The 17,275-nt window shown below is 73.0% G+C and carries 15 protein-coding genes; 5 read left to right on the top strand and 10 right to left on the bottom strand.

Going from position 1 to position 17,275, the window contains the following annotated elements:
* Positions 1–247: 247 nt before the first annotated feature.
* On the bottom strand, positions 248–1,132 hold the full coding sequence (locus ACGFZK_RS01115; RefSeq protein WP_393846719.1) for a sigma-70 family RNA polymerase sigma factor: 885 nt from the start codon (positions 1,130–1,132) through the stop codon (positions 248–250).
* A 216-nt stretch (positions 1,133–1,348) separates the two neighbouring features.
* Here ACGFZK_RS01115 and ACGFZK_RS01110 point away from each other — a divergent pair, with 216 nt between their 5' ends.
* The gene (locus ACGFZK_RS01110) at positions 1,349–1,696 is read left to right on the top strand and encodes a hypothetical protein (RefSeq protein WP_393846718.1); all 348 of its coding nucleotides are present in this window, start codon (positions 1,349–1,351) and stop codon (positions 1,694–1,696) included.
* A gap of 36 nt (positions 1,697–1,732) precedes the next feature.
* On the opposite strand, the gene ACGFZK_RS01105 is transcribed toward ACGFZK_RS01110, so the two are convergent.
* From ACGFZK_RS01105 to ACGFZK_RS01095, 3 genes are all read right to left on the bottom strand, one after another.
* A complete protein-coding gene (locus ACGFZK_RS01105; RefSeq protein WP_393846717.1) occupies positions 1,733–3,094 on the bottom strand; it encodes a (2,3-dihydroxybenzoyl)adenylate synthase in 1,362 nt (453 codons plus the stop codon).
* Between the two features lie 177 nt (positions 3,095–3,271).
* Entirely contained in the window at positions 3,272–3,655 is a 384-nt protein-coding gene (locus ACGFZK_RS01100) for a VOC family protein (protein WP_393846716.1), read from the bottom strand.
* Positions 3,656–3,662: 7 nt separating this feature from the next.
* Positions 3,663–5,552, bottom strand: coding sequence for an ABC transporter ATP-binding protein (locus tag ACGFZK_RS01095; RefSeq protein ID WP_393846715.1), 1,890 nt, complete (start codon positions 5,550–5,552; stop codon positions 3,663–3,665).
* A 140-nt stretch (positions 5,553–5,692) separates the two neighbouring features.
* Between ACGFZK_RS01095 and ACGFZK_RS01090 the strand changes: the two genes are divergently transcribed.
* Entirely contained in the window at positions 5,693–7,738 is a 2,046-nt protein-coding gene (locus ACGFZK_RS01090; protein ID WP_393846714.1) for an AMP-binding protein, read from the top strand.
* A gap of 119 nt (positions 7,739–7,857) precedes the next feature.
* Here the strand turns inward: ACGFZK_RS01090 and ACGFZK_RS01085 are convergent, their stop codons facing one another.
* On the bottom strand, positions 7,858–8,247 hold the full coding sequence (locus ACGFZK_RS01085; protein ID WP_393846713.1) for a hypothetical protein: 390 nt from the start codon (positions 8,245–8,247) through the stop codon (positions 7,858–7,860).
* A gap of 248 nt (positions 8,248–8,495) precedes the next feature.
* Positions 8,496–10,271: a GNAT family N-acetyltransferase gene (locus tag ACGFZK_RS01080; RefSeq protein WP_393846712.1), complete on the bottom strand. Its 1,776-nt coding sequence runs from the start codon at positions 10,269–10,271 to the stop codon at positions 8,496–8,498.
* A 95-nt stretch (positions 10,272–10,366) separates the two neighbouring features.
* Between ACGFZK_RS01080 and ACGFZK_RS01075 the strand changes: the two genes are divergently transcribed.
* Positions 10,367–10,789 carry a DUF350 domain-containing protein gene (locus ACGFZK_RS01075; protein WP_393846711.1) on the top strand — a complete coding sequence of 141 codons (423 nt, stop codon included), beginning with the start codon at positions 10,367–10,369 and terminating at the stop codon, positions 10,787–10,789.
* A gap of 81 nt (positions 10,790–10,870) precedes the next feature.
* Here the strand turns inward: ACGFZK_RS01075 and ACGFZK_RS01070 are convergent, their stop codons facing one another.
* From ACGFZK_RS01070 to ACGFZK_RS01055, 4 genes are all read right to left on the bottom strand, one after another.
* Positions 10,871–12,100 (bottom strand): acyltransferase, encoded by a 1,230-nt coding sequence (locus ACGFZK_RS01070; RefSeq protein ID WP_393846710.1) that lies wholly within the window; start codon positions 12,098–12,100, stop codon positions 10,871–10,873.
* Complete coding sequence (locus ACGFZK_RS01065; RefSeq protein WP_393846709.1) at positions 12,097–13,140, bottom strand: alpha/beta hydrolase; 1,044 nt, start codon at positions 13,138–13,140, stop codon at positions 12,097–12,099. The genes ACGFZK_RS01070 and ACGFZK_RS01065 overlap by 4 nt, the downstream gene beginning before the upstream one ends.
* A gap of 131 nt (positions 13,141–13,271) precedes the next feature.
* Complete coding sequence (locus ACGFZK_RS01060) at positions 13,272–13,952, bottom strand: response regulator (RefSeq protein ID WP_393846708.1); 681 nt, start codon at positions 13,950–13,952, stop codon at positions 13,272–13,274.
* On the bottom strand, positions 13,949–15,307 hold the full coding sequence (locus tag ACGFZK_RS01055; protein WP_393846707.1) for a sensor histidine kinase: 1,359 nt from the start codon (positions 15,305–15,307) through the stop codon (positions 13,949–13,951). The genes ACGFZK_RS01060 and ACGFZK_RS01055 overlap by 4 nt, the downstream gene beginning before the upstream one ends.
* An 85-nt stretch (positions 15,308–15,392) precedes the next feature.
* On the opposite strand from ACGFZK_RS01055, the gene ACGFZK_RS01050 reads away from it, so the two are divergent.
* Positions 15,393–16,340 carry an AEC family transporter gene (locus ACGFZK_RS01050; protein ID WP_393846706.1) on the top strand — a complete coding sequence of 316 codons (948 nt, stop codon included), beginning with the start codon at positions 15,393–15,395 and terminating at the stop codon, positions 16,338–16,340.
* Between the two features lie 611 nt (positions 16,341–16,951).
* A complete protein-coding gene (locus tag ACGFZK_RS01045) occupies positions 16,952–17,215 on the top strand; it encodes a GlsB/YeaQ/YmgE family stress response membrane protein (RefSeq protein WP_393846705.1) in 264 nt (87 codons plus the stop codon).
* The last annotated feature ends 60 nt before the right edge of the window (positions 17,216–17,275 follow it).

Genomic DNA, 17,275 nt, shown 5'->3' with positions numbered 1-17,275 from the left:
GTTCACGCCTTCGCTCCTCGTCCCGGCGCGCCTGCTCGCGGACGGCCTCGCGGAAGGAGCCGCCGGCCGGCTTCCACTCCCTCAGCCCGTGCCGGCGCAGCGGCAGCAGGGGGCGGCCGTGACAGCGGGACGAGGCGTCCGCCCTTCTCGTAGACGGCGCTCTCCAGCAGAGCGCCGTGCCGCGGCCCAGAAGAGGCGGCCGCGGCACGGAATCGCTACGGCCGCTTCCGGCCGTCGGACACGGGTGTCAGACGTCGAGCGCGGCGAGTTCGAGGGCGCCGAGCCGCTCCGGTTCCGCCACGATGTCGATCTCGGTGATCAGGCCGTCCTCGATGGTGAAGCCGAGGACCAGGAACAGACGTCCCAGCGGGGCCATCGCCAGGCCGACCACTCCGTCGACCAGGGCCGGCGCCGTGGCCTGCGCCCGCTGCATGGCGGCCATCGCACCCGTGGCGACGGTGACGGCGCCGCGGATGAGGAGGGGCGCCGGGGTCGGTCCGACGGCCTTGTCGGCCCGGAGCACCACATCGGGGTGGAGCAGGGTGACGAGCGCGTCGAAGTTCCCGCCGCGGGTGGCGGCGAGGAAGGCGTCCACGACGAGGCGCTGACGGGTCAGGTCGGCCTCGGGCACCAGCGGGGCCCCCTTGATCCGGCGGCGGGCGCGGCTCGCGAGCTGACGGGTCGCCGCCGGGGACTTCTCGATCATCGGGGCGATCTCGTCGAACGGGACGGCGAACAGGTCGTGCAGCACGAACGCGAGCCGCTCGGCCGGTGCCAGCTGGTCGAGCACCACCAGCAGCGCCAGCCCGACCGAGTCGGCGAGTACGGCCTCCTCCTCGGGGTCGACCGCGTCCTCGCGGCTGACGGCGGGGTCGGTGGGATACGCGTCCATGGAGTCCTCGCGCCGGGAGTCGCGCGAGCGCAGGATGTTCAGGCACACGCGCGACACGACCGTCGTCAGCCATCCGCCGAGGTTCTCGACATCGCCGACGTCGGAACGGTTGAGGCGCAGCCAGGCCTCCTGGACGGCGTCGTCGGCCTCGGCGAGCGAGCCGAGCATGCGGTAGGACACCGCTCTCAGATGAGAGCGGTGCTCTTCGAAGCGTTCCGTCAGCCGGGAATTCTCGTCCATCGGTCCCCCTATCGATATCACTCAACAGATCATCAAAATAGATCATGAGGAAGAAGCCCTTGCGAGGGGGGAGTTGGCGCCTGTCCCGGCCCGTTCCGGCCCGTTCCGGCCCGTGCGGACCAGGCCGGCCCGCTCCTGGATAATGGCCCCCTGAACAGCAGAAGCGAGTGGAGACGCCGGGTCCACGGAGTGGTCCGGCCGGAGAGGGAGCCCCCGATGGACGTGCAGCACTTCGAGCGGATCACCGCATTCATCGAGGCACGGCTCACCCCGTTGTTCGACGAGGAAACGGGCAGCGAACACGGATTCGCCATGGACGACACCTCCCGCGCCCTGCGCGCCCTGCGCAACTCCGTCCTGGAGGCGTCCGCGATCAAGGGCCTCATCGAGAAGCGGGAATCCGCCGAACCGGCCATGCGCCGCGTCATCGACCAGTCGGTGGAGCACAACTGGGACGTACTGCGCGGCATCGCCCGCCAGTGGGAGGACCACGCCGACTTCCGCCACGAGTTCAAGCACCACGCGTGGGAGCTCGACCACCACCACGCCGCCGCGGACGCATGAGCCCCACGCGCCGTGTGCCGCCGCGGGGATGAACCCTCACCGCGGCGGTTCGGGCGTGACGCGGCCGGTCGCCACGAGGTTGCCGTCCGGGGTGCGCCGCGCCAGATCGCCGGTGCGGAGGTAGCCGTCGGCGGTGAAGGCGCGCGCGTTGTGGCCGGGCGCCCGGTAGTAGCCCCGCGGCGTGCAAGGGCCGCGGGCGAGGAGTTCGCCGGGCTCCCCGTCGGGCACGTCCTTGCCGTCGGCGTCGACCAGGCGGATCTCGTCGTCGGGCGAGAGCGGGCGGCCCTGCGTGGTGAGCACGCTCTCGTCCGGATCGGCGGGCCGGGTGAGGGTGAGCAGCCCCTCGGCCGTGCCGTGTACCTGCTGCAGGCGACAGCCCAGTTCGGGGCCCACCCGTTCGGCGGTGGCCCGGGACAGGGGCGCGCCGCCGATCTGCACGAGCCGCAGACTGCTCACGTCGGCCCGGACCGCGGGAAGCGCGTCGAGCCAGAGGCGGGCGACGTCGGGCACCACCGTCGTGACGGTCACCCGCTCCCGTGCGATGACCGGCAGGCACGCGGCCGGTTCCGGGGTCTCGGCCAGGACGACGGTGGCGCCGACGGACAGGGTGCCGAGGATGCCGGGGCTGCCGAAGGTGAAGTGGTGCTCGACGGGCAGCGCGGCGAGGTACACGTCGTTCTCGGTGAGCGCCACCAGCTCGGCGGCGGCCCGCGCCTGGTAGGCGTAGTCGTCGTGGGTGCGCGGGACGAGCGCGGGCGGCGCGGTGGTACCGCCGGAGAGCAGGAAGAGCGCCACCTGGTCGGCGCCCTGCGGGAGCGCCGGCCCGGGCGGGGAGTCCAGGGACCCCAGGGGGAAGTGGTGACAGCCCGACGGGTCGGTCGTGAAGCCGCCGTACGGGGACGAGGTGCCCGGCGGCTCGTACGTGAACACCCGCCGTAGGAAGGGCCCTTGGGTGGCGATCTCGGCGGCCATTGCCGTGTGGTCGAAGCCCTGGTGCGTCGCGGGGCCGACGTAGCCGGTGGCCTCGGCGACCCGCACGACGTGGGACACCTCCGAAGTGCGGTACGGGAGCGGGCAGAGCACGGGGACCGCGCCGGCGCGCATCAGCGCGAAGACGGTGACGACGAACTCGGGAACGTTCGGCAGCTGGACGACGACGCGCTGCCCGGCACGCAGGCCGCGCAGCCGGAATCCGGCGGCCATGCGGTCCGCGCGCCGGTTCAGGTTCGCGTACGTGAGGCGGGTGGTGCCCTGCACCAGCGCGGTCCGCGGCCCGTGGAGCAGGGCCCGGTCGCGGAGCAGCCCGTCCAGCGTGTCGCCACGCCAGTGCCCGGCGGCCCGGTAGCGGTCGGCGAACTCCTCGGGCCAGGGGGTGCAGCCGTCGAGCACGGATGTCATTCGCTTCCTCGGTGCAGTCTCGCCGTCTTGACCCGGGCAAGCCAATCCCCCAACACCCTTGTACGCAATGTGCATTCCGGACCAGGGACGCCGAATGCCCTCGGCGGAACGTCCAACGATCGCCGCTGACCAGGAAGAATGGGCGGTGCGAGCGAAGGCTCGAACACCGCCCACGCGTCAGGGCGTGTCCGCCGTCTTGCGCGGGGTGGTCTGCTGGACCGCCCAGCCGTTGCCGTCGGGGTCGGAGAAGTAGACGAAGGAGCCCCACGGCAGGTCCTGGATCTCCGTCACCTCCACCCCCCGGCCGCGCAGATCCTCGTACGCCTCCTCGATGTCGGTGACGACGACCTGCATGTTGTCCAGCGACCCCGGCGTCATCCGGGTCAGCCCCTTGCCGATCGCGATCGAGCACGCCGAGCCCGGCGGGGTCAGCTGGACGAAGCGGATGTCCTCGCTGACGGTGACGTCGTGGTCGGCGTTGAAGCCCAGCTTCTCGTAGAAGGCCTTGGCCCGGTCGATGTCGGTGACGGGGACGGCGACGAGTTCCAGTTTGATGTCCATCAGAGCATCATGCTCCCGACACCGGCGCCTCGCCGCCCGACACCGCGAACTGGGTGCGGTACAGCTCCTCGTACCGCCCGCCCGCCCCCAGCAGCTCGGTGTGCGTGCCCCGTTCCACGATCCGGCCGTCCTCGACCACCAGGATCAGGTCCGCCGCCTGTACGGTCGACAGCCGGTGGGCGATCACCACCGCGGTCCGGCCCGCCAGGGCCTCGCCCAGCGCCTCCTGCACCGCGGCCTCGGAGGTCGAGTCCAGGTGCGCCGTGGCCTCGTCGAGGATCACCACACGCTGGCGGGCCAGCAGCAGCCGGGCGATGGTCAGCCGCTGCCGCTCCCCGCCCGACAGCCGGTAGCCGCGCTCCCCGACCACCGTGTCCAGCCCGTCCGGCAGCGAGGCGACGAGCCCGTCCAGCCGCGAGCGCCGCAGGGCCTCCCAGATCTCCTCCTCGGAGGCCTCCGGGCGGGCCAGCAGCAGGTTGGCCCGTACCGACTCGTGGAAGAGGTGCCCGTCCTGGGTGACCATGCCGAGGGTCTCGCGGATCGAGTCGGCCGTGAGGTCCCGTACGTCGATCCCACCGAGGCGGACCGCGCCCGCGTCGGCGTCGTACAGCCGCGGCAGCAGCTGCGCGATGGTCGACTTGCCGGCGCCGGACGAGCCGACCAGGGCGATCATCTGCCCCGGCTCGGCCCGGAACGACACCTCGTGCAGCACCTGCGTACCGCCCCGGGCATCCAGGGTGGCGACCTCCTCCAGGGAGGCGAGGGAGACCTTGTCGGCCGCGGGGTAGCCGAAGGAGACCCGGTCGAACTCCACGGCCACCGGGCCCTCCGGGAGCCGGCGGGCGTCCGGCTTCTGGGCGATGAGCGGCTCGAGGTCGAGGATCTCGAAGACCCGCTCGAAGCTCACCAGCGCGCTCATCACCTCGACGCGGGCGCCGGCGAGCGCGGTCAGCGGCGCGTACAGCCGGGTCAGGAGGAGCGCGAGGGCGACGACGGAACCGGCGTCCAGGGACCCGCGCAGGGCGTAGAACCCGCCGAGCCCGTAGACCAGCGCGAGGGCCAGGGCAGAGACCAGGGTGAGGGCCGTGATGAAGGCCGACTGGGCCATCGCCGTACGGATCCCGATGTCCCGCACCCGCGCCGCCCGTGCCGCGAACTCCGCGGACTCGTCGGCAGGCCGTCCGAAGAGCTTGACCAGCGTCGCGCCGGGAGCCGAGAACCGCTCGGTCATCTGGGTGCCCATCGCGGCGTTCAGCGTGGAGGCCTCCCGTTGCATCGCAGCCATCCGCGTCCCCATCCGGCGGGCCGGCAGCACGAACACCGGCAGCAGCACCAGCGCCAGCAGGGTGATCTGCCAGGAGATGCTCAGCATCACGGTGAGGGTCAGCAGCAGGGTGACGCTATTGGCCACCACCCCCGACAGGGTGTTGCTGAAGGCCCGCTGGGCGCCGATCACATCGTTGTTGAGGCGGCTGACCAGCGCTCCCGTCCGGGTCCGGGTGAAGAAGGCGACCGGCATCCGCTGCACGTGGTCGAAGACCGCCGTCCGCAGGTCCAGGATCAGCCCCTCGCCGAGGGTGGCGGAGAGCCTGCGGGTCAGCAGCCCGAGCCCGGCCTCCGCGACCGCGATCAGCGCGATGAGCAGGGCCAGCCGGGTGACCGCCGAGCTGTCGCGGCCGTCCACGATGGCGGTGACGACCCGGCTGGCGAGCACCGGCGTGGCCACCGCGAGCAGCGCGGTCACCACGCTCAGCAGGAGGAAGAGGGTGAGCCCGCGCCGGTGCGGGCGGGCGAAGGCGGCGACGCGGCGCAGGCCGGCCCGGGAGAACGGGCGACGGTCCTGCGTGGCGTTGATCGCGCTGTGCAGCGAGGTCCAGGCGGTGACTTCCATGTCCATGACCGGCACGCTAGGACCTCAATCAAACTCGAGGTCAAGCTTTCGGTCCGGAACCGCCCGTAGGAGCCGCCAACTCCCGCCCGGACGAGCGATTTTGCCGACCCCCGGCCGTTGTCGGTGCCCGGTGGCATCATCGGTCCATGACGCAGGGATCCGAGTCCGTACGCTTCGGCAAGCGAACCACCGACACCGTCCTGCACCGCTTCGGGCAGTGGGCCCGGGACACCCCCGGCGCCCGCGCGCTCGTCGCCGGCCCGGACAGCCTGACCTACGGGGAACTGGACGCGCGCGCCGACCGGCTGGCGCACCGTCTGCTCGACTCCGGCCTGCCGCCCGGCGGGCTCGTCGCCGTCGGCACCGCCCGGCAGGCCGAACTGGTCGTCGCCCTCCTCGCCGTCCTCAAGGCCGGCGGGGCCTACACCGTCATCGACGTCGAGACCCCGCGCACCGGGCGCCGGCAGCTCAGCGCGGCCGAGCCCGTCGTCCTGCTCACCGACCCCGCCCACCGGGCCGCCCTCGACAACGGCAGCGGCCTGCGGGTGATCCCGCTCGACGCGGAGGGTCCCGTGATCGCCGGGCCGCGCACCGAACAGCCCGCCGACCGGCCCCCCGGGCTCCCGGCGGCCCCGGCACCCGGCCGCACCGCGGCCGTCCTGTTCACCGGCGCGGCCGAGCCGCGCGCGGTCCCGATCCGCCACGGGCTGCTCCTCGCCGCCCACGAGAGCTGGGCCGAGGTGGCCCGGCCCACCCCGCAGGACCGGCACCTGATCACGGCCGGTCCGGACGTCACCGCCTTCGCCGCGGGCTGGACACGGGCCCTGTGCTCGGGCGGCGCCCTCGTCCTCTCCCGGCGAACCCCCTGGAAGCCCGAGGACATCCGCGCCGCCGTCGAGACCGACCGCGTCACCGTCCTGCACACCGACCCGGCCGGCGCGGCCCGGCTCCTCATCCAGGACGCGGAGCCGGGAGCCGCCACCCCGCCGGCCCACCGCGGGGCCGACCCCGCCTGCCGGTCGCTGCGCCTGCTCGCCGTCTCCGGCGACCGGCTCTACCTCGACGAGCAGGCGACCCTGCAGGTGCGGCTGCGCCCCGGCGCGCGCGTGCTCAACGTCTACGGTCCCGCGGAGTGCGCCGGCATCGGCACCTGGTTCGAACTGCCGCAGCTGCCGCATCCGTTGGACGACCCGGAGGAGATCTCCCTGCTCGGCACCCCGTTCCCCGGCTGCCGGGTCGAGGTAGGCGGCGGGGAGATCCGCCTCACCCCGCCGGACGGCGGCGACGCCCTGCCCACCGGCGATCTCGGCCTGCTCCGCGAGGACGGGCTGCTGGAGTTCGGCGGCCGCATCCGGGACCGGATCACCCTGCCCGACGGCCGCCGGCTCGACCCCCACCCCCTCGAATCCGCCATCCGCAGCCACGAGGGCATCGGCGCGGCCATCGTGAAGGGGGTCGACGGCCCGCGCGGGCCGCGGCGGCTCGTCGCGTACGTGGCCCCGCCGCCCGGCGGCCGGGCGTGGCCCGTCGGCGCCTCGCTGCCGGACATCGAGGAACTGCGCGAGCACCTGGCGGGGAAGGTGCTCCGGGAGGAGTTCCCGCGCACCGTGATCCGGCTGCGCAGTCTGCCCCGCAACGCGGCGGGCCGGGAGGACCGGGACGCCCTGCCGCTGCCCATCCTGCCCGCGGCGGCGCAGGCCGCCGGGAGCAGGTCCGGCAAGTACGGGGCCGCGCCGAGCCAGGGTGAGGTACCGGCTTCCTGCGCGGCCGGCTGCGGGGGAGTCCTGGGCCTCGTCGCCCTGATCGTCACCAATCTCCTGTGGCCCGGATCGACCGACCTCACCGGAGTGCCCCAGCCCTGGGCGTTCCTGTTCTCCCTCCTCTACCTGTTCGAGTGCCTCGCCTTCGGCGTCGGCGTGGTCTTCCTGTTCGGCGGCCGCGCCCGGATGCTGCGCCAGCGCCGGAGCCCCTCCCTCACCGTGGCCGCCCATCTGGCGGTGTCCTACCTGCTGTTGTCCTGGTGGCCGCAGGACAACTTCTACCGGCTGGCCGCCAAACAGGACTGGTCGCGCCAGGCCGCGCTCGTCTACACCTTCAACATCCCGCTGATGATCGCGGGAGCCGTCGTCGCGGCGTACGTCGTCAGCAAGCCGGCCGATCCCTTCGACTTCCACGACCCGGTGGACGACTGACCGGACCGCTGACCGGCCCGGATTCCCGCGGCAGTCCAGAGGATCATCAGCACGCGCGCCCATCGGAAAGGCGGGACGTTCTGCTGCCCTCTGCTGCCCCTTGCTGCCGTTTCCGGCTGTCAGTCGAAGATGTCCAAGAGGTCCATCCAGGAGCCCGCGTCATCGGTGCGACGGGGCCGTACCGGGAGCGGATCCGGGTAGTTCTCCACCGCGGCCCTCGCGCGGACGACGTCGGGCCCTCCGCACGCCGCGATCGCGAAGGCGCCGAACACCTTGGCGAACGCGGCCGGGTCGCGGAACTCCACGCCGAACGCCCGGCCGTCCCGCAGCGGCACCCACACCACACGGTCGAACCGCGTCCATTCCCCCACCGGCTGGTCGTCCGCGGTTGACCGCCCGTCCAGCCACAACCGCGCCACGTGCAGCAGATTCACCTTCTCCATCGGCAGCCGCTTGCGCCGCACCCGCAGTTCACGCGCCGTCAGCTCGGCGCGCTGGTCTTTGACCACCCGCGACGCCCCCTCCGCCCTCCTCTGGGAGTCGCGGGACGTCACCGTGCGGGGCCCAAGGCCCGCTGTCTGCACGGCTTCGGCTTGTGGGCCGGCTCAGCGAGAACATCACCGTTGACGGCAACGAGTTCCGGACCGATCCGGCATCGCACGGGCCCGGGGGAACCCGGAAGGGGTATGCGTGAAGGGTGAGAGCGTGCGCGGGGGCGACCGCGGGGCCAGGGCTCGACGTACCGCGCGGCGCGGGGCTACGACAGGCCGAACACCGCCCCGACCGCCAGGGCCTCGGACCGCACCAGTGCCTCGGCCGCGTCCAGCACCTCCGTGCTGCGCGCGGCCACCAGCACACCCAGCCAGGGCGCGGGATCGAAGGCCCCCGTCGGGATCGCGGGGACGAACACCGCCCCGAGCTCCGCACAGCCCCGCACCAGGGCCGCGCACAACTCGTCGAGCTGCGCCTCGGGCAGCCGTGCGCCCAGCTCCACCCGGTCGGCGATCCGCACGAGGTGCCCCGCGCCGCGCAGTACGTCGAGCCGGGCCGCCACCATGAAGGCGATCGACGGCCCGGTCAGCCGCAGGTTCGTCTCGGTCGGCGCGAGCCGCCCCTGCGCGTCGGCGACGAAGTCCACGTCGAACCAGCCCCGGTAGCCGGACTCCGCCAGCTCCCGGCCCACCTCCGCCCCGAAAGCGACGAGGGGTTTCTCCGCCCACCCGGGCACCACTCCGGGCCCCACCGTGGCGCCCCGGTAACAGCCGTCCGTCACCTCCATCACCGCCCCGCCCACGTCGTGCACCCGGCCCGCGTCGTCGACGAACCCGTCGTACGTGAGATCGCGCGGGCCCCCGTCGCCGCCGGCCGCGGTCGCCGGACCGCCGACGTACTCCTCCACGAGCAGCGGCCCGCGCGGCAGCCGCCGCAGCACGGCCCGCGCCCCGCCCGCGGCGCGGACCTGCGCCGGGCTGAGCACCGTGGTGCCCGAACCCCCGACACCGTGCTCCGATTTCAGAACAGTGCTCTCGCCCGCCCTGGTCCGGGCCGCCAGCAGCCGGGCCGCCGCCCACCGCCCGTCGGCCCGCCACTGACGGGGGAGCACGATTCCCGGATGCCCACCGCCCGCCAAGATCCGCCCGAAGAGCCCGTGCGCCGCGGACTTCGACTCGTAGCGCAGCTCCCCGGCCCGCCACGGCCGGCCCACCAGCCGTCCGAACGCCCGGGTGCGCCCCCACGGTACGAGGGGCAGCCCGGCTCCCGTCAGCAGTGCGGCCAGCGCCGGCCGGGACCGTACGGCCTCGGCGAGGCCGGGATCCCGGTCCACCACGCCGTCGTACACCTCGACCCCGGTCCAGCCGAGCTGGCGGCACACCAGCTCGGTCCAGCCCCGCGGCACCGGCCGCGGCAGCACGAGCGCGGCCGGGTACGGGCTGTAGAAGGCGGCGAGGCAGGCGTAGTGGTGCGCGGGCCGCTGCTCCCGGTCCAGGGTCGCGTCGGCGAACTGCACGTTGAACTCGGCGACGTTGCCCAGGTGTACGGCCCGACCGCCGCCGGTCCAGGCCCGCGCCCAGCCGGCGAGCGGAGCCGGAGCCACCTCGAACCGGACCAGAGCCGGCGCCGGGGCGGGAGCCGGGTCCGGCGCGGCCACCGCGCCCATCGCCCGGTAGAACCCGGCCGCATGCGGATCGGAGTCGATCACCAGCCGGCGCACTCCCAGCTCCACCGCCCGCTGCAGCGCGTCCCGGTACAGCAGCCGGCCCACGCCCTGTCCGATGGCGGACGGCTCCACGAACAGCAGCCCGAGCGCCGCCAGCGGGGGAGTCCCCTCCAGGGAGGCGACGCCGAGCACCTCTCCCCGCCCGTTCTCGGCCACGACGACACGGCGGGCCGTCACGTCGTCGGCCCGGATCCGCAGTTCGTCCGCGCACGCGGCGAGGAAGCCGGCGGCGTACCCCCAGTGCGCCTTGGACCGCATCACCAGCCCGGTCAGGTCCTCCGCCTCGGCCGGTCGCGCGGCCCTGACCTTTACCATCTGCTGACCTCCCCATGGTCCGGGTCAAGGCCGTGCGATAGATTCGGCCTCCCCACGGCAGATACTTTCCCACCCACGCGGAGACAGGCTTCTCAATGAGCGACATCATCAACGGACTTGGCCGCACCAGCGCCTACGGCGCCCTCGGACTGGTCCTGCTGATCCTCGGCATCGTCCTCGTGGACGTGCTGACGCCCGGGAAGCTTCCCAAGCAGATCTGGGAGGAGCGCAACCGCAACGCGGCCCTCTTCCTCAGCTCCGCGCTCCTCGGCATCGGCGGCATCGTCTTCACCTCGATCTGGACGACGTACGCGGACTTCGGCAAGGGGCTGCTGTCCACCGCGGCCTTCGGCGTGCTCGGCCTGATCCTGATGGCGGTGGCCTTCCTCGTGCTCGACCTGGTGACCCCGGGCAAGCTCGGCGCCATCGTCGTCGACCCGGAGCCCCACCCGGCGGTCTGGGTCTCCGCCGCCTGCAACATCGCCGTCGCCGCGATCGTCGCCGCCTCGATCGCCTGACGGAGCACCCGTACGTGACGAGAGCGCCGCTCCCTCCAGGGAGCGGCGCTCTCGTCACGTACGCGGGGCCGGGACCGCTGCTCAGGCCAGGCCGAGCGCGAACACCGCGAACCCCGCCGCCAGCACGCCGGCCACGGTCCCGCGCAACGCGCTCGCCCCGCGGCCCTCCCGCGGCGGGCCCTCGAACCGGCGCGCGTAGCGGGCGAGACCCACCAGCAGCGCCGCGAACACCGGCATCCACGCCAGGCGCGCCGCGATCCACCCGAGGCTGTCCGGCGCCGTCGTGAGCCCGGCCAGCTCACCCACGAACGAGCCGGGTACGGCCGCGGCCAGCATGGCCGTCTGGTGCCAGCACAGGATCGTCATCGCCGACAGGTTGATCACGACCACCGGAGCCCACAGCGCCGGCCGGGCCAGCAGCTTCGCCAGCCGGTCGCGCAGCAGGACCGCCGCCCCCGACTGCGCCGAGGCCAGGGCCAGCACCAGCAGCGACGGCGGGTGCGAGTTGGTCCGTACCGCACCCGGTACGCCCACCATCGACGCCGGATAGTGGAAGACCGCCAGCAGCGCCGCGAACAGCAGCGTCCCGCCGGCCAGCAGCAGCCAGGCCCCGCGCCGCCCGATCCGCCGCTCGCCCCAGGAGACGCCGAGCTGGTAGGCGAACAGCCAGCCGGGGAGGACGTTCACCACGGAGAGCCAAGGCGGTACGTAGTCGGCGAACGGCCCGTAGCGCAGGAAGTCCACCACGGCGACCGAACCGAGCAGCGGGGCCGCCGCCCAGCCGCCGAGGCGCCGCGCCGCCCGCACGCAGTACGGCGTCAGCGCGGTGACCACCACGTACACCCCGACGAACCACAGCGGCTGGATCACCAGCTTCGCCCCGGTCCGCAACGACGCCTGCGGCACTCCGGCCGCGTACAGCACCGGCGCGGCCAGTGCCCACACCACGGTCACGCCGAGCACCGGCCGCCCCAGCCGGACGATGCGCCCCTTCAGCCAGGCGCCCGTCGAGCCGGTGCGGCGCCCGAAGGAGAGTGCCGAGGCGTACCCGCCGACGAGGAAGAAGATGCCGAGCATCTGGAGCACCCAGCCGGCCGGTGCCAGCCCGCCGAACGCCGACAGCGGGCTGGCGTTGTGCAGACCGCCGTCGGGGTCGAGGGTGAAACCGCCGAGCAGCCAGTGGCCGGTGGGCACCGCCAGCAGCGCCAGGGCGCGCAGCCCGTCGATCGCGCGGTCGCGGCCGGCGGGGGTCTGCCGGTCGATCCGCGCGGCGGCCTTCCGCAGCGGGGCCAGGGTGGCGGAGGCGCTCATCGGGCCTCTCCCTTCGCGATCGCGGCGAAGGCCGTCAGGGACTGGGTGCCGGGCGTGAAGTAGCCGGTGTGGCCCCGTACGTCGCCTGCGGGCACCCGGCGGGCACCGAAGGCCGCGGAGGTGGGGTCGGCGCCGTGGCCGATCCCGGCGAGCTCGACGTTCGGGACGTCGGCGATCCAGTCGGAGGGGCCCCGGGCCGCCCAGACCCGTGCACCGGTGCGCAGCGCGGCCGCGGTGTCGGCGCGCATCCCGGGGGAGCCGAAGACCACGACGTCGGTGGCGTCGGTGTGCCGGGCCGCGAGCCCGCACACCACCGAGCCGTAGCTGTGGCAGAACAGCACCGGGTCGGGTGCGCCGACCGCGTCGAGTCCCGCGGTGAAGCGGGCCAGACGGACCGCTCCGGCCCGGGCCAGCCGGCCGTCTGCGGCGTCCAGGCCGACGCCGACCGGAGTCGTGTAACCGGCCCACGCGACGACGGCGGTCGACCCGCCGGTGGCCTCGCGCAGCGCCCGGGCCATCCCCGCCGGTCCGGTGTGGGGCTTGCGCCGGTTGTCGTGGGTGGCTGCGTCGTTGTCCGAACCGGGCACGATCACCGAGACGTGCCGCGCGTGCTCCAGGTCCCCGAACACCTCGGCCACCTGGCCCCGGCCGCGCGGATCGAAGGCCAGGATCTGCCGGTCCGGCGCGGCGAGGGAGGCGTAGCGCGCCTCACCCGTGGCGGCGACCGCGATCCGGTTGGCCTCGTACCGCAGAGGGAGCGGCGCCCCCTCCAGATTGCCGACCACCAGCGGGTGGGACCGTACGAGTTCGCGGCGCGCCGCGTCGTCCAGTCCGGCGAAGAACGCGGCCACCTCGCGCGGCGCCGCGGTCGCGGGATCGGGCAGCGACCGGCCGGACACCGTATCGGCCCGCCAGGCGACGGTCCCCGGCGGCGGTCCGGTGACCGCCGTCTGGCTGTCGCCCGAAGCCCACCCGGCGGTCCCCCCGACGACGCCCACCGCCAGCGCGGCCGTGACCATCGTCCTTCCGAAGCGGCGCATGCCCCTTCTCCTCTCCTCGTGACGAGGAGGAAGGTAGGTAGGGGGTATCCGCGCCCACGTCCAACCGTGGAGCCAAGTCCGGTGTCATACCCCGGTAGGGGGTGGAGGAGACAGCACCGGGCGCGCAGCCGTCAGGCGGAGTCGCCCGGCCGGACCAGACCCGCCTCGTACGCGAAGACCACGGCCTGCGCCCGGTCCCGCAGGTCGAGTTTGGCCAGCACCCGACCGATGTGCGTCTTCACCGTCTGCTCCGCCAGCACCAGGTGCCCTGCGATCTCCTGGTTCGACAGCCCGCGCGCGATGAGCTCCAGTACCTCGGTCTCGCGCGGGGTGAGCCCCTTCAGCCGCAGCGCGGGGTCCTTGCGCGGCGCCGGGCGCTGCTGGACGAAGTCCGCGATCAGCCGCCGGGTCACCGAGGGCGCCAGCAGTGCCTCGCCCGAGGCGACGACCCGGACCGCCGCGATCAGATCGGCCGGCGGGGCGTCCTTGAGCAGGAACCCGGAGGCTCCGGCGCGCAGCGCCTCGTACACGTAGTCGTCGATGTCGAAGGTGGTCAGCATCAGCACCTTCGGCCGGTGCACCACCCCCGGCGGGGGATCGAGGATCTCCCGGGCGGCCGTGAGCCCGTCCATCTCCGGCATCCGCACGTCCATCAGCACCACATCGGGATGCGTCGAACGGGACACGTGCACCCCCTGCCGTCCGTCGGGGGCCTCGCCCACCACATCGATGTCGGCCTGCGCCGACAGCAGCGCGGCGAACCCGGCCCGCACCATGGCCTGGTCGTCGACGATGATCACGCGGATGGTCAACTTGAGTCCTCGGTCGGGTCGTTCAGCGGCAGCCGGGCTGCGACCCGGAAGCCGCCGTCGGGCAGCGGGCCGGTGTCGAGCGTCCCGCCGGTCAACCGTACGCGCTCCCGCATGCCCACCAGGCCGTGCCCGGTGCCCGAACTCTCCAGCTCCACCACGACGTCCCGGGCCGGGCCGTTGACCACGAGGACGAGGACCTCGTCCTCGTCCACGGTCACCGAGACCCGGGTCGGCGCGCCGGGCGCGTGCCGCACCACATTGGCCAGGGCCTCCTGCACGATCCGGTACGCCGACAGGTCCACCGCCGGCGGCGCCGCGTCGGCCGCCCCGGCCGCCAGGGACAACTCCACCGGCTGCCCGGCCCGTACGGTCGCCTCCACCAGCTGCTGCAGCCGGTCGATCCCGGGCTGCGGGGCCCGCTCGCCGTCGGCGCCGTTCGCGCCGCCGGCCCCGTCGCCGCGCAGCACCGTCAACAGCCGCCGCATCTCGCCCAGCGACTCCCGCGCGCTCGCCGCGATCGCCGCGAACTCCTCCCGTACCGGCTCCGGCATCCCCGGCACCCGGTACGGCGCCGAATCGGCCTGCACCGTGATCACCGACATGTGGTGGGCCACCACGTCGTGCAACTCGCGGGCGATCCGGGCCCGTTCCTCCAGCAGCGTCCGCCGGGCCCGCTCCGCCTCGCTGATGCTCTCCTGCTCGGCGACCCGCTGCTGGGCGTCGCCGAGCCCGCGCAGCGCGCCCGTCAGCACCAGCATGACCCCGCTGAGCACGAAGAGCAGGGCGGTGGTGTTCGTCACGCCGTCGGGTTGGGAGAAGCCCAGCACCGTACCGACGGCGCCGGTCACCAGCCACACCCCGACCAGGGTCCGGATGGACTCGCGCAGTCCCAGGCAGGCCATCAGCGCCAGATAGCCGACGATGGTCATCGGCGGCCACGGCCAGGAGTGCCCGGCCACCTTGTCGGCACCCATCAGCAGTACCGCGGCGACGGTGTCGGCGGTCAGGACGACGGCCCAGGCGTGCATCGGCCGGGTCACAGCGAGGAGCAGCGGTACGGTCTGCGCCACTCCCAGCGCGCCCGCCCAGCCGCCGCCCGCCCCGTAGTCGTTCGCCAGCACCGCGATCGTCACCGGCAGCAGGGTCACGACGAAGATGCCGACGACGACGAACGGCAGCGCCCGCTGCCACCGCTTGGGCGCCCGCGCGAACAGGGGCTGCGCCGCTCTGGCAGGCGTGCGCAGCACCACGGCGAGCTGCCCCAGCGCGCCGGGCATCCGGGCTCCGGAGGCCGAGGAGGAGGTACGGACGCGTTCGCGGAACCGGCTGCGCCCGGCGCGGGCTTTGTCGCTCATGATCGGACCAGCCTATGCTCCCTCCGGCTCCCTCCGGCTCCGTCAGGGCTACGCTGCTTGCCTGTCGATCATGGGGGATACGGGGATGGGTGGCGCAGCCGCGTTGGAGAAGCTGGTGCCGGTTCTGCTGGCCTTCGGCGGCGGGGTGCTGCTCGCCCGCCGGAAGATCGTTCCGGCCGAGGCCTCCAAGGTCTTCTCCGACTACGCCTTCCTCTTCGCCGTCCCCTGCTACCTCTTCGGCAACATCTACGCCAGCGACCTCGGGGCCCTGTTCAACTGGCGGGCGATCGGCGGCTACGCCGGGACCGCGGCCCTCGCCGTGCTCGCCGTGGCCGTGGCGGCGGTCGCCCACGGCCTGCGCGAACCCCGAGACGTGGCGCTGCGCGTGATGGCCGGAGTCCAGGTGAACACCGCCTACTTCGCCGTCCCCGTCTTCATCACCGTGTTCGGGACGGCGGCGCCGATCTTCCCGATCCTGCTGTTCCAGGTCTGCGTCCTGTCCCTGGTCGTCATCGCCCTCATGGAACTGGGCCGCGCGGGCCCCGAGGCGGGCGGCCCGGGCCGCCGCCTCTCCCGGGCCGTCGGCGCCTCGCTGGCCACCCCGCTGGTCCTCGCCTGCAACGCGGGGATCCTGCTCAACCTGCTCTCGGTACGGGTCCCGGACGTCGTCCTGGACGGCGCCGCGTTCGTCGGGGACAGCGCCTCCCCGGTGGCCCTGTTCGCCCTCGGCCTCCACCTGGGCGGCCTGGGCCTGGACCTCCGGGGCACCACGCGCGAGGAACTCGCCCTCATAGGTTTCAAGTGCCTGGCGTTCCCGCTGCTGACCTGGGCGGTGTGCGGGCTGCTCGTCGGCGTACGGGGCGAGTGGCTGGCGTACCTCGTTCTGATCGCGGCGATGCCGACCCCACAGAACCTGTTCATCTTCGCGCAGCGCTACGACGTCGGCGTCGACCTCTCCGCGTCGATCGTGATCAAGAGCTCGATCGTGTCGCTCCTGCTGCTGCCCCTGTGGCTGCAGGCTGTTGCGATATGAACGCTCTGTCTCTGGCGCCGTCTCCGACTCGGCCGGCGGCCCCGCGTCGCCGGAGGCGCCTCCGTGAGCCTTTGCGCTGGGGGCGGCTTGGCTGTCGGCCTTCGCCGGGATGGGGTGGTGGCGGCCCGAACCGTTCCGGCCGGTCATGCCACTGACCTCCGATTCTCACCCGATGCAGAATCCCGTCGATCACCTGCGGGTCATCCCGCCCCCTCTTGCCAGGCCCGTAGCCGACCGGCAGGGAACGGCCGAGGAACCGGTTTCGCATGAATCGTTTGGAAGTCACCGGTACGGACATATGCGAAGCGTAAGACGTCTAAGGGGACGATATGGGCACTGGTGAGAAAGCGAAAGCTGAGATAGAACGAGTTGCGGGAAGGGCTGTGAAGAAAGCAGCCCACGCCATGGGCAAGGAGGACCTGGCCGCCAAGGGCGCCGCTCTGGAAGCCCGGGGCAATGCCCGGCGCGTCAAGGAGAAGGGCAAGGACGCGTTGAGTTGACTCGCGTCAGATCCTTGGTCGTGCGGGTAGAGCCTCGAAGGCTTGGACCCGCCTCAATGGCACAGAAGCAGAAGTGCACCGCTCATTTTCGCGACGGGACGGGAAGGAAACATGGGCATACTTGCTTGGATTCTTATCGGTCTGTTCGCGGGCATCATCGCCAAAATGCTGATGCCCGGGAAGGACCCGGGCGGCATCATCATCACCATACTGATAGGCATCGCGGGCGGCCTGCTCGGTGGGTGGCTCGGTAAGGTGATCTTCGGAGTGGACTCCATCGACGGCTTCTTCGAGATCTCGACGTGGATCGCCGCCATCGTCGGCTCCCTCATCCTTCTCGGGATCTTCCGCCTCTTCAGCCGTGCTAGGCACTAGCAGAAACGGCAGCCGGACGCCGGTCCCTTCGATACGCGAAACGGCTTCCCTGCGCGAGCG

This window comes from Streptomyces sp. NPDC048257 (assembly GCF_043201855.1).
GTDB lineage: Bacteria > Actinomycetota > Actinomycetes > Streptomycetales > Streptomycetaceae > Streptomyces.
Note: the sequence above shows the minus strand (reverse complement) of the source record. Positions and strands in the feature narration are given on the sequence as shown.